Origin of the sequence: Loktanella salsilacus, from assembly GCF_024206795.1 — a bacterium.
GTDB lineage: Bacteria > Pseudomonadota > Alphaproteobacteria > Rhodobacterales > Rhodobacteraceae > Loktanella > Loktanella salsilacus.
The window spans coordinates 3,266,630-3,278,498 of record NZ_CP072994.1 but is presented as its reverse complement, the minus strand read 5'-3'; the positions used below and the strand labels follow the sequence as shown (position 1 = coordinate 3,278,498).

Genomic DNA, 11,869 nt, shown 5'->3' with positions numbered 1-11,869 from the left:
GAGAAGCCCCATGGCTACCATTGCCGTCACCGATGCCACCTTTGACGCCGAAGTGCGCCAGTCCGACATTCCTGTCGTCGTCGACTTTTGGGCCGAATGGTGCGGCCCGTGCAAGCAGATCGGCCCAGCATTGGAAGAGATCAGCGAAGAAATGGCCGGCAAGATTAAAGTCGTCAAAGTGAACGTTGACGAAAACCCGAATTCCCCCGCCCAGATGGGCGTGCGCGGTATTCCGGCGCTGTTCGTGTTCAAAAACGGCGAAGTCGTATCCAACAAGGCCGGCGCTGCACCCAAAGCGTCGATCAAAGGCTGGATCGAAGGCGCAATCTAAGCGACACGATTTCAAGATAATAAGGGGCGTCCCACTGGGGCGCCCTTTTTTGTTGCGGTCTATATCTTAGACCGGCCAGCCATGGTTCCACAGAACGCTGGCGATCTTTTCTGTCACCTCTTCCGGCGGGCGTCCTGCATTGATCGACATGTGCTGTAGGAACCACCAGATATAGGCCTCATACTCGGCGTCATCGCGCCAAGTGGCAAAGGCACGATCTTCGCCGTCGCGAGGCACATTGCCCGCAATGTGGTGGAAATCGATCTGCGCGAACAACACCGCCGGCTTGCGAAAGAAGAAGCCCGCAAGCGCAACGCTGGAGTTTTGCGTGACGACCAACTGGCAAGCGTTCAGGCATGTCACCATATCCTGATCGCTGATGGCAACATTTGGATATCGTGCCGCCAAATCTTGCAATGCGCCATGGTCTGCGTCGCTATACACTTCGTTCGGGTGCAGGGTGACGACAATATCGTTATTCGCAAAGCGGTCTGCTGTGTTTGCAATCATGGTCAGCGGGCTGCAGCTTTGAAATGTGCGGTGCTGGCGGATCACGCCCTGTAGCGGGACATAGACCGGATCATCCGCAACAGGCGCGGCGTTGGCCAGAGGATACAGGCGTTTGCGCCAGAATTCGAAAAAGCGTTTCGCCTCGGCCATGTCGATATCTTGCGGCTTGAACGGTGTCAGAGCGACATTCCATTCCCACCGCCGGGCAGAGGATTCGATTTGCCAAAATGGATAATAATAAGACCGCCGCAGGGTAAGGGCACGCGGGTGTGTCGGGTCGTCCATGTGAAACAACGCGTAGCCCGGCAAGTCCTTTGACGCGCGGCGGGCGGCGTCCGAATTGGGCTGATAGAACACGCGCATGCCTGCGTCTGTCAGCGTCTTGGCAATCAGGCCGATAAAATTATGCTCGCCCGCGCGTGCGCTCTTGAGCAGGCCGGGGTCCAGATAAAATGTCACGTCAAAAGGCTGATCCATAGCGCGGACGCTACGGTGCAGCATAGGCGCAATCAAGGGCTGACCTTGCCCCGGACAGGTCCGGTGTCCATATAGCCAATGAACTTAACACATGAGGTATCCATGAGCCGCGAAGACTTCCCCGGCTGGCACGGGACCACGATCATCGGTGTGCGCAAGGATGGCAAAGTCGTCATCGCAGGCGATGGGCAGGTCAGCCTTGGCCAGACCGTCATCAAAGGCACCGCGCGCAAGGTCCGCAGGCTGAGCGTTAAAGGCAGTGATGTGATCGTCGGCTTTGCCGGATCGACTGCTGACGCCTTTACCCTGCTGGAACGGCTTGAGAAAAAGCTAGAAGCCACCCCCGGTCAACTGCAGCGCGCCAGTGTGGAGCTGGCAAAGGACTGGCGCACGGATAAATACCTGCAAAAGCTAGAAGCGATGCTGATCGTCACCGACGGCAAAGACCTTTACGTGATCACCGGCGCAGGCGACGTGCTGGAACCTGAACATGATGTGACTGCGATTGGCTCTGGCGGCAACTATGCCCTCGCTGCCGCCCGGGCGCTGATGGACAGCGATCTGGACGCAGAGGCAATTGCCCGCAAAGCGATGGCGATTGCGTCTGACATTTGTGTCTACACCAACGGAAAACTGACCGTAGAGACCATACCAGCATGATCGACCGCGACGACCTACGCGCTGCAACGGCTGCCGGGGTCATTTCAGAGGCGCAGGCTGCGTCGCTGGCGTCCCTCGCGCAGAACCGGCAAGCGGCGCGGTCCGATTTGCAGCAGATTGATGAACCGTTCGAGCTGTTCAAAGGCTTCAACGAAATTTTCATCGTCGTCGGTCTGTGCATTCTTGCCGCTGGTTGGGCTGCTAGCTTTGGCCTTTTTCTGGCGCAAGAAACAAGCAACGTGCTGATGGTTGGTGCATTAACCGGCGCGCTGATCTGGGGCTTGTCAGAATACTTTGTCCGCCGCCGCCGCATGGTGGCCCCAGCCATCGCGCTGAGCATCTTTTTTGCGATCACGGCGCTTGGCACTTTTGGCGCGCATTTTGCCGAACCCTTTATGGTGGCGCAGCGCGATTTTAGCAGCCTGCCATGGCCAGCCATCTGCGCGACGCTGGCACTGTTGGTCTATTGGGTGCGCTTTCGCGTGCCCTTTGCCTTGGCTGTTGTCGCTGTCGGCGTTTTTGGCATCGCGATATTACTTGCCGCGATCGCACGCGGTACGCCCGCGACCTGGACCGAGATGTTTAAGCTGTCAGCAAGCGGGCCATTCGCGTGGATCACCCTGTTGGTTGGCCTCGCGGTCTTTGCCGTTGCCATGTGGTTCGACATGTCGGACCCACACCGCGTGACGCGCCGGTCAGCGAACGGGTTCTGGCTGCACCTTGTGGCGGCACCGGCGCTGGTGAACACAGTGGCGCTGTCGCTGCTGGACCAAGACAGCGCAGCGGCCAACCTGATCCTGCTGGCGGTGCTCGCATTCTTTGCCGCCGTTGCCATCATCATTGATCGGCGGTCGTTCCTGATCGCCGCAATCGGATATATCGTGACGCTGTCGTTGACAGTGTTCAACCCTGGCCATGCAGCGACGCCGATCCTGCTGCTTGGCATCGCCCTTTTGACCCTTGGCGCGTTCTGGCAACCCATTCGCGCCACCCTTTTGCGGCCATTGGCGGGGGTCCTGCCCCTTGACCGGTTGCCGCCCACCCATCTGACAAAGGACTGATCATGACAGACCTGACCCCCCGCGAAATTGTGTCCGAACTGGACCGCTACATCATTGGCCAAGGCGACGCGAAGCGTGCTGTCGCCGTTGCGTTGCGCAATCGCTGGCGCCGCAAGCAACTGGGCGATGACCTGCGCGACGAAGTGTATCCCAAGAACATCCTGATGATCGGACCCACCGGCGTCGGCAAAACAGAGATTAGCCGCCGCTTGGCCAAGCTGGCCCGTGCACCGTTCATTAAGGTCGAAGCGACAAAGTTTACCGAGGTCGGCTATGTTGGCCGCGATGTTGAGCAGATCATCCGCGACTTGATGGAAAGCGCCATCGCGGAAACGCGCGGCTATATGCGCGATGATGTAAAGGCGAAGGCGGTTGATGCCGCGATGGAACGTGTCGTCACTGCCGTCGCTGGTAAGGACGCCCGCGAAGGCACCCGCGATCTGTTTCGCAAAAAGCTGCGCGATGGTTTGCTGGACGACACCGTGATCGAGCTAGAGCTGGCCGATACATCTAACCCATTGGGCGGGTTCGAAATTCCCGGTCAGCAGCCCGGCATGATGAACCTTGCCGATATGTTCGGCAAAATGTCCGGCGGGCGCACCGTAAAAAAGCGGATGACCGTCGCAGATAGCTACGAGGCGCTGATCGCAGACGAAGCGGACAAGCTGCTAGACGACGAAAGCGTGACCAAGGCCGCGCTAGAGGCAGTAGAGCAATCCGGCATCGTGTTTCTGGACGAAATCGACAAGGTCTGCGCCAAGTCCGATGCACGCGGCGCCGATGTAAGCCGCGAAGGCGTGCAGCGCGATTTGCTGCCCTTGATCGAAGGCACCACCGTCAGCACGAAATACGGGCCGATCAAAACGGACCACATCCTGTTCATCGCCTCTGGCGCGTTCCATGTCGCTAAGCCGTCTGACCTGCTGCCTGAATTGCAGGGCCGTCTGCCAATCCGGGTAGAATTGCAGCCGCTGACGGAAGGCGACTTTGTGCGCATCCTGACCGAAACGGATAACGCACTGACATTGCAGTATTCTGCGCTGATGAAGACAGAAAATTTGACGGTGACCTTCTCTGAAGACGGGATCGCAGAACTGGCAAAGATCGCGGCAGAGGTGAATGAAAGCGTGGAGAATATCGGCGCACGGCGGCTTTATACGGTGATCGAGCGTGTGTTCGAGGATCTGTCCTTTACCGCGCCCGACCGCGGCGGCGAAGAGATCGTGATCGACGCGGCCTTTGTTGAAAAGCACGTCGGCGCAATGTCCCGGTCCACAGACCTGTCCCGCTACGTGCTTTAGGGCTTTTCTTTCCGGCCTCGCGGCGCGAACAAGTGGTATGAGTTTCATACATTTTGTTCGCGCCAACTGGCTGTTCCTGCTGGCTGGCTTCACACTGACTCTGACGTCGTCCTATGGGCAGACGTTCTTTATCTCGCTCTTTGCCGGGCAGATCATGGACGATTTCGGCCTAAGCGACGGGCAATGGGGCGGAATTTATACTTTAGGAACAACAGCTTCTGCCATCACGATGGTCTGGGCTGGCACCTTGGTGGACCGCTTTCGCGTGCGGGCACTGGGAACGCTGGTCCTGCTTGCGCTGGCGGCGGCGTGTTTGTTCATGGCGGCGGTCCCAAATGCGGCGCTGCTGGTGCTCGCCATCTTTTTTCTGCGGCTGTTCGGGCAGGGGATGTCGTCGCATTTGGCTGTCGTCGCCATGGCACGCTGGTTTGTCGCATCGCGCGGCAAGGCGCTGTCGATCGCGTCGATGGGCTTTGCCGTAGGGCAGGCCGTTTTGCCAATCATCTTCGTTGCCCTGCTGATGACGTGGGATTGGCGGATGCTGTGGGTTGTCGCAGCCGGGATCGTACTGCTGACGGTCCCGCTGATGACCATGCTGCTGCGGCATGAACGCACGCCGCAAAGCATGGCGAAGGACGAACAAGCTGCCGGCATGAATGGACTGCATTGGACACGGGGGCAGGTGCTGCGGCATCCGCTGTTCTGGCTGATGGTGCCCGCGCTGTTGGGCCCGCCCGCCTGGGGCACTGCGCTGTTTTTCCAGCAGGTTCACCTGACAGAGGTAAAGGGCTGGCCGCTGGCGGGGTTCGTCGCGTTGTTTCCCCTATATACGGGTGTGATTATTGCCGCGACTTTTGGCACTGGGTGGGGCGTCGATAAGATTGGCACAGGTCGCATCGTGCCGTTTTATATGCTGCCCTTTGCCGTCGGTTTTGCATTGATGGCCGGCGCGGATAGTCTGTTTGCGGCAGGCATTGCCTTGCTCGTGCTCGGCGCAGGGCAGGGCATGCAGTCGACGTTGCCTGCCGCGTTCTGGGCAGAGTTTTTTGGCACGCGCCATATCGGGTCGATCAAGGCAGCAGCGGCAGCAATCATGGTATTTGGGTCGGCGATAGGTCCGGGTATATCTGGCCTGCTCATCGACCATGGCATTGAATTCCCACAGCAAATGTGGGGTTACGCAGTCTATTTCGTGTTTGCAGCAGGTGCTGCGACCATCGGCGTCACAACCGCGCGCAAGTCACTTTCGGCGGCGTAAATAGACGTAGTAGGCACCGTCGCCACCGTGTTTCAGGTGGGCTGGGCGGACCTCTAACACCGCAGGGGCAAGGGGCTGAAGTTGCAGCCACTGCGGCACATAGCGCCGCAGAACGCCGCGCCCTTCAGGGCCCCAGCCATCATCAAGACGGCCTTTGCCCGTGATAACCAAGACCAGACGTTTGCCAGCCGCCTGCGCGTTCAGGATAAAGGCAATCAACTCGGGATATGCCTCGTCCTGATACATGCCGTGCAGGTCGATGCGGCCTTCGGGTTTCAGCTTGCCCGCCTTCATGCGCAGGAAATTCTTGGCGTCCATCGTGACAGGCGCACTGCGCAGTCTGTCGCGCAGGGGCGGCAGAATGTCATTGGGACGGGTGATGTCGGCCTTGGTGCCGACCTTAAATGCGGCGACGGGCGGGCGCGGGGCCATTTTTTTCGCGGCGGGCGCGGGCTTCGGCTCTGGCGTAGGTTTCTTTACGGGATGCAGGGGTTTGACTTGGCTGCGGACGTGATCCCAGACAGCCTTGTCGTCAGGCGAAAGATGCCGGGGCCGTCGCATCAGTAATCCAGCGGGTCTGTAACTTTGGCCAACGCATAGGAAATCGGCATCAACACGACCATCCGGCCCGGATCCTTGACCGCGCCAGCGGCTGCACCGGCTGCGTCGCCTGTGCCATAATAAACGTCAGCGCGCTGCGCACCCTTGATCGCTGATCCGGTATCCTGCGCGACCATAAGGCGGCGCAGTGGTTCAACGCCTTCCTTTTCGATCCAAACCGGGGCACCGAGCAAGGTAATCGCTGGGTCCACGGCGATACTGCGCATTGGCGTGATCGACCTGTTCATCGCGCCAAGCGGGCCTTTTTCAGCCGGGACTTCGTCAATTGTGCGGAAGAAGACGTAGGAATCGTTCAGCCAAAGCAGCGATTGGCCTTCTTCGGGGTTGTCCTGCACCCATTGGCGAATAACAGGGGATGACACTTGATCCAGCGTATAAACGCCGCGCGCCACCAAGGCGCGACCGACAGAGGTGTAGTTGCGCCCGTTTTTGCCAGCATACCCGACGCGGATCACACGGCGATCGGGCAGGCGGATCCGGCCAGAGCCTTGAACCTGCAAAAAGAACAGATCGACCGGATCAGCAAGCCACGCGATTTCAAGATCGCGGTCAGCGTAGGGCAGGGACTCTTCAATCTCTCGGCGGCTATAGGTGCCTTCGGTACCGTCACCGGGCAGGCGGTAGATCGGAAAACGGTAGGTGTCGTCAGGGGTCAAACTGCCCGCGATTTCAGGCTCGTAATAGCCCGTAAACAACATCGGTTCACCGTCTTCGATCAGGACGGGCTGGAAGAACGTCTCGAAATAATCGCGGGCAGCGGGTCCGTCTTTTGCAACAGCACACAGCTGCGCCCAATCAGGGCGGGCGATGTCACCGCAGGTCTGGGTGAAAACATCCAGCGCTGCGGCGTGATCATCGTCGGCCCAGCCGTCTAGGTCGTCGAAGGTCAGAAACGTATAGGTTGGTTCAGCCATGGCGGCCCCCGTCATGCCAAGGGCCACAAGGGCCGTTCGCGCCAGACTTGCGATCATTCGCCAGTGGCAACAAGCCGCCAGTTCGGATCGTTGCTGTCCATCACGCGGGCAAAGGTCCAGACGTCCTTTTGACGCTTGATGGCGTTCGTATCGCCATCGACGATATCGCCGCCGTGATCGCGGACAACCCACGTCATTTCACCGGTAAAGCGGACGGTCAGCTCTGCCTCTTTGGTCTGCGGATCCAGGGTAGCTTCTTTCAAAGCCAAATCGCTGATGCCGACAAATGTGGCGGTGATGGTCAGGCCTTGATCGGCGCGCTGATGCACGACGGATTCAAAAGCGTCATACACTTCAGGAGAGATGAAGTTCTTAACCTCGTCCAGATCGCCACGCTCGAACGCCATTAAGATCATCTCGTAGGCCGATCGCGCGCCCGTCAGGAATTGCGTCACGTTGAACGACGGATCAATCCGCTTCATCGCAGCAAGCGCCTGAGCGGTATCACTGCCGTCGGCAGCGTGGTCGGTGATGTCACGATCAGGACCGCCTTCGATCACCTCAAAGTTGCTGCGGCGCGGGTCGGTTTTCGTCTGATCCACTGGGACTTTCGGCTTTTCAAACCCTTCACGGGTGCCAAGGACACCGCGCAACCGCAGGATCAGGAAAAGGGCAATACCGGCAAGAACAAGCAGCTGGATGATCGGTGCGTTCATAGGATCCTCTTTCGGGGGCGGCTGGAAACCGTCGATTGTGTTTCCTATGTAGGTGTCACAGTAGGCCAAGTCCACCTATGCGCCTACGACCGTGACCAAAGGACCCACAAATGCGACTGCTTCTGGCTTTTATCGCGATCCCGCTCATCGAAATCGCCCTGTTTATTCAGGTTGGCGGCCTGATCGGTCTATGGCCGACCTTGGCAATCGTGCTGTTTACCGCTGTTTTGGGATCATACCTTGTGCGCACGCAAGGCGCAGCTGAACTGGGGCGGTTGCGGCAATCCTTTTCCACCCTGCAAGATCCGGCAGAGCCGCTGGCCAATGGCGCGATGATCCTGTTTGCAGGCGCATTGCTGCTGACGCCGGGTTTTTTCACGGATGCTTGCGGCTTTGCGTTGTTGGTGCCGGGTATTCGGGCGCGCGCATTCCAAGCCATCAAATCCCGCGTGCGGTTTGCGCAGTTTGAAATGGGACCACAGGGTAAACCGGGCCCGCGTCACAACGGGCCGGATGACCGCGTCATCGACGGCGAGTTTGAGGCCGTTGATCCAGACAAGCGCCCAACCCACGATGCATCCGGCTGGACACGGCATTGAGCAACCTGCGGCTGCCTGATATGCCTTGCTGCAATTAGAGTTGAGGAGACTTCAGATGGCCGAAAACGAAACACCACAAGACGCAGCACCGCAAAAGCCAGCGCAGCCGCCCGTCGTGACGAACCGGATTATCGCGCAATATGTGCGTGATATGTCGTTCGAAAACATTCTGGCCCAGAAGGGCATCACGGGCGATGCGACCCCTGATATTCAGGCCCGTGTTGACGTCGACGCCCGCAAGCGCGGTGCAGATGATCAGTATGAGGTCATCACCAAGCTGAACATTACCAGCAAGACCAAGGAAAAGGGCGAGACGCTGTTCGTTCTGGAACTGGATTATGCTGGCGTATTCCAGATTGGCGGCGTGCCTGATGACCAAATGGGTCCGTACCTGATGATCGAATGCCCGCGTTTGGTATTCCCATATGTGCGTAAACTGGTCGCTGATCTGACACGCGAAGGCGGCTTTCAGTCGCTGAACCTGGAACAGTTCGACTATGTCGCGCTGTACCGTGCAAAGCTGGCTGCCCAGATCGAAGCGCAGAAAAAGATGCAGGCTGAACAGCCAGTTAACTAACTAAAGCGGGCAACTAAGCCTGGCTTAGCCCAGCCGTTTCCACAACGCACCGTCGCCCAGTTTCGCTACAAAAGCATCATGGGCGGCGGTTTCCTCTGCACTTAACCGAGAGGGCAGGGGCATTTCACGCGGCGCAGCGCGCCATGCTGTGTTTGTGCCTGCGGTATCTGATTTGTTCGACTTTGCGGACAGGGCAAAGTCAGGCTGACGACCACCGATCAGTTCCAGATAAACTTCAGCCAGAATTTCACTATCAAGCAGCGCGCCGTGCAGGGTGCGCGCGTCGTTGTTGATGCCAAACCTGCGGCACAGCGCGTCAAGCGACGCCGGAGAGCCGGGGAAACGGCGCCGGGCGATGGCCAGCGTATCAAGCGCGCGGTCCATAGCGATAAGCGGCTTTTTGACCCAGCCGAGCTCCGCATTCAGGAATTTCATATCGAATGCAGCGTTATGGATAATCAGCTTGGCGTCGTCGCCAATGAAATCCAGAAAGTCTTGGGCGATAGCAGCGAACAAGGGCTTATCACGTAGAAAATCATCGCCAAGGCCGTGCACTTCGAACGCACCCTGCGGCATGGATCGCTGCGGGTTGATATATTGGTGATAGGTGCGGCCCGTGGGCATGTGGTTTATCAGCTCAACCGCGCCAATTTCGACAATGCGATCGCCGTCTTCAGGCTCGAAACCGGTGGTTTCAGTGTCTAGAACGATTTCACGCATGCGATTTCCCCGTCAGATCGAAGATCAGGTTTTGCACGGCACGGCGGGTGTCGTCCAGTGTCAGCGTTTCAATCACGACGTCAGCGCGGGCGCGCTTTTCGGCATCAGGCATTTGACGGCCAAGGATCATGTCAAAGGTGTCCTGTGTCATCCCAGGCCGCGCCATCACACGCGCAGCTTGCACATCCGCAGGGGCCGAGACGACAAGGACCGTATCCAGCCAAGTATCTGCACCCGTCTCAAACAAGAGCGGGATATCGAGCAGGGCGAGCGGGCCAGTTTGTTCTGCGATGAAAGCGTCGCGGTCAGCTTTAACCAGTGGATGAACGATGTTTTCCAAGGTTTTCAAATGTGACGGGTCAGTGTTCAACACGTCTTTCAGCGCTGCGCGAGAGACGGCACCGTGAATTACAGCAGATGGGAAGACCTTGCCTATTGGACCAACTGCAGCGCCACCAACGTCATATAGGCGATGCACCGCGGCATCCGCGTCCCAGACGGGCACACCAACATCCCGGAACATATCTGCCGTCGTGCTTTTGCCCATACCAATGGACCCGGTCAGTCCCAGCAGATGGGTCATGCCAGAACGGCAGCCCGGAGGGCGTCGTCAACCTCTGGCCGTTTGCCGAACCACCGCTCGAACCCCGGGACGCCTTGATGCAAGAGCATGCCAAGGCCATCGACCGTGACGCAGCCCATGGCAGCGGCCGTTTGCAGCAAAGGCGTTTGTAGCGGGGAATAGACGATATCAGTGACAACGGTGTCAGGCTGCAAGCCATCAAGGGGAATGCGCAACGCAGGTTGTCCCGTCATCCCGAGAGAGGTTGTGTTGATGACAATTGCCGCGTCTTCAACGACGTTACCGACCTGCACCCAGTCCACGATACGAATACGTTGGCCAAAATCTGCCTTCAACGCCTCTGCCTTGGCGCGGGTGCGGTTCGCCAGCAGGATTTGCGGCACCCCGGCGTCTGCCAGAGCGACGATAATCGCACGCGCAGCGCCGCCTGCACCTAGCACGAGCGCGGGGCCGGATTTCGGATCCCAATTCGGCGCGCCTTGGCGGACGTTGGACATGAATCCGTAACCATCTGTATTGTCGGCGAAAATACTACCATCATCGCGGAATGTCAGCGTATTTGCGGCACCTATCAGGGTGGCGCGGTCGGATTGATGATCAGCAATCTGAAGAACGGCAGTTTTGTGCGGCAATGTGACGTTCGCACCAACAAAACCCATGCGGGGCAGGGTGCGCACGACCCGTTCCAAATCACCCTCTGCCACATGCAGGGGGACGTAGTCACCGCGTAGATCATAGCGGCGCAGCCAATGCTTGTGCATCAGCGGCGAGCGAGAGTGGCCGATCGGGTTTCCGATCACGCCGGCGAGGGGGATATCTGGTCGGGTCATGCTGGCAATGTTCCGCGCAACGTCAGATATGACAAGAGCTCTAGCAGCGGCAGACCAAGGATATTGAAATAATCCCCCTCGATGCGATGAAAGAGCCGCACCCCCTCTGCCTCTATCTGGTAGGCACCGACGCAGTGGCGGACCTCTTCCCAATTGCGGGTAACATAGTCGCGCAGGTAGGCGTCGCTGGCATCGCGCATATGCAGGCGAACGACGCCGACGTGGCGCCATATCGGCTTGCCGTTCTCGTAGATCACCGCAGCGGACAAAAGCTGGTGCACGCCGCCACGCAATTCGGAAAGCTGGGCAATCGCATCGTCGGTGCTGGTGGGTTTCGACAGGATGGTCGCGCCATGCGCCAGGATCTGATCGCAGCCAATCACAAGCGCGCCGGGGTTGCGGGCCGAGACTTTTGCAGCTTTCATCTCTGCCAAGGCGTCGGCAATATCGCGCGGAGAGGCCCCTTCGGCGCGTAAAGCGTCCCTCATTGCATCTTCGTCAACGCGCGGGGTGGCGGTTGTGAAACTGACACCAGCATTGCGTAAAAGCGTGGCGCGGATTGTCGACCCGCTCGCCAAAATCAGGGGTTCAGGCATGTGGAAAACTCCTGGACAAGTTGTGGTTCATATTGGGGGCGAAGCGACCGCGGCGTTGGTTCAATGAAAACGGACCTTGGGAAGGTGGATAGAATTCACATTCATGAACAAGTTC

General features: G+C 58.6%; 15 protein-coding genes. 7 read left to right on the top strand and 8 right to left on the bottom strand.

Annotation, left to right across the window (positions count from 1 at the left end; genetic code table 11):
• The first annotated feature begins 10 nt into the window (after positions 1-10).
• Positions 11-331 carry a thioredoxin gene (trxA, locus tag KBW81_RS15845; RefSeq protein ID WP_090188569.1) on the top strand — a complete coding sequence of 107 codons (321 nt, stop codon included), beginning with the start codon at positions 11-13 and terminating at the stop codon, positions 329-331.
• 66 nt (positions 332-397) lie between these two features.
• Here the strand turns inward: trxA and KBW81_RS15840 are convergent, their stop codons facing one another.
• Positions 398-1,354: a glycosyltransferase family protein gene (locus KBW81_RS15840; protein ID WP_254247840.1), complete on the bottom strand. Its 957-nt coding sequence runs from the start codon at positions 1,352-1,354 to the stop codon at positions 398-400.
• A 66-nt stretch (positions 1,355-1,420) separates the two neighbouring features.
• Between KBW81_RS15840 and hslV the strand changes: the two genes are divergently transcribed.
• Genes hslV through KBW81_RS15820 form a run of 4 tightly spaced genes read left to right on the top strand, consistent with a single transcriptional unit; the run spans position 1,421 to position 5,598 of the window.
• Positions 1,421-1,978 carry an ATP-dependent protease subunit HslV gene (hslV, locus tag KBW81_RS15835; RefSeq protein WP_090188574.1) on the top strand — a complete coding sequence of 186 codons (558 nt, stop codon included), beginning with the start codon at positions 1,421-1,423 and terminating at the stop codon, positions 1,976-1,978.
• On the top strand, positions 1,975-3,039 hold the full coding sequence (locus tag KBW81_RS15830) for a hypothetical protein (protein ID WP_254247839.1): 1,065 nt from the start codon (positions 1,975-1,977) through the stop codon (positions 3,037-3,039). The genes hslV and KBW81_RS15830 overlap by 4 nt, the downstream gene beginning before the upstream one ends.
• 2 nt (positions 3,040-3,041) lie before the next feature.
• Positions 3,042-4,340 carry an ATP-dependent protease ATPase subunit HslU gene (gene hslU, locus KBW81_RS15825; protein ID WP_254247838.1) on the top strand — a complete coding sequence of 433 codons (1,299 nt, stop codon included), beginning with the start codon at positions 3,042-3,044 and terminating at the stop codon, positions 4,338-4,340.
• Positions 4,341-4,377: 37 nt separating this feature from the next.
• Positions 4,378-5,598 (top strand): MFS transporter, encoded by a 1,221-nt coding sequence (locus KBW81_RS15820; RefSeq protein WP_254247837.1) that lies wholly within the window; start codon positions 4,378-4,380, stop codon positions 5,596-5,598.
• Here KBW81_RS15820 and KBW81_RS15815 read toward each other — a convergent pair.
• Genes KBW81_RS15815 through KBW81_RS15805 form a run of 3 tightly spaced genes read right to left on the bottom strand, consistent with a single transcriptional unit; the run spans position 5,581 to position 7,849 of the window.
• Complete coding sequence (locus KBW81_RS15815; RefSeq protein WP_254247836.1) at positions 5,581-6,159, bottom strand: Smr/MutS family protein; 579 nt, start codon at positions 6,157-6,159, stop codon at positions 5,581-5,583. The genes KBW81_RS15820 and KBW81_RS15815 overlap by 18 nt on opposite strands.
• Positions 6,159-7,133 carry a murein transglycosylase A gene (gene mltA / locus KBW81_RS15810; RefSeq protein WP_254247835.1) on the bottom strand — a complete coding sequence of 325 codons (975 nt, stop codon included), beginning with the start codon at positions 7,131-7,133 and terminating at the stop codon, positions 6,159-6,161. The genes KBW81_RS15815 and mltA overlap by 1 nt, the downstream gene beginning before the upstream one ends.
• A 53-nt stretch (positions 7,134-7,186) precedes the next feature.
• Positions 7,187-7,849, bottom strand: coding sequence for a Tim44/TimA family putative adaptor protein (locus tag KBW81_RS15805; protein WP_254247834.1), 663 nt, complete (start codon positions 7,847-7,849; stop codon positions 7,187-7,189).
• Between the two features lie 110 nt (positions 7,850-7,959).
• On the opposite strand from KBW81_RS15805, the gene KBW81_RS15800 reads away from it, so the two are divergent.
• Complete coding sequence (locus tag KBW81_RS15800) at positions 7,960-8,448, top strand: FxsA family protein (protein ID WP_254247833.1); 489 nt, start codon at positions 7,960-7,962, stop codon at positions 8,446-8,448.
• Positions 8,449-8,503: 55 nt separating this feature from the next.
• Positions 8,504-9,025 (top strand): protein-export chaperone SecB, encoded by a 522-nt coding sequence (gene secB / locus KBW81_RS15795; RefSeq protein WP_090188589.1) that lies wholly within the window; start codon positions 8,504-8,506, stop codon positions 9,023-9,025.
• Positions 9,026-9,049: 24 nt separating this feature from the next.
• Here the strand turns inward: secB and dnaQ are convergent, their stop codons facing one another.
• Genes dnaQ through KBW81_RS15775 form a run of 4 tightly spaced genes read right to left on the bottom strand, consistent with a single transcriptional unit; the run spans position 9,050 to position 11,754 of the window.
• Positions 9,050-9,745 carry a DNA polymerase III subunit epsilon gene (gene dnaQ / locus KBW81_RS15790; protein WP_254247832.1) on the bottom strand — a complete coding sequence of 232 codons (696 nt, stop codon included), beginning with the start codon at positions 9,743-9,745 and terminating at the stop codon, positions 9,050-9,052.
• Positions 9,738-10,328, bottom strand: a complete 591-nt coding sequence (coaE, locus tag KBW81_RS15785; protein WP_254247831.1) for a dephospho-CoA kinase — start codon at positions 10,326-10,328, stop codon at positions 9,738-9,740. Before coaE ends, dnaQ begins: the two co-directional genes overlap by 8 nt.
• Complete coding sequence (locus KBW81_RS15780; protein ID WP_254247830.1) at positions 10,325-11,158, bottom strand: shikimate dehydrogenase; 834 nt, start codon at positions 11,156-11,158, stop codon at positions 10,325-10,327. The genes coaE and KBW81_RS15780 overlap by 4 nt, the downstream gene beginning before the upstream one ends.
• Positions 11,155-11,754 carry a Maf family protein gene (locus tag KBW81_RS15775; RefSeq protein ID WP_254247829.1) on the bottom strand — a complete coding sequence of 200 codons (600 nt, stop codon included), beginning with the start codon at positions 11,752-11,754 and terminating at the stop codon, positions 11,155-11,157. The genes KBW81_RS15780 and KBW81_RS15775 overlap by 4 nt, the downstream gene beginning before the upstream one ends.
• Positions 11,755-11,869 lie beyond the last annotated feature (115 nt).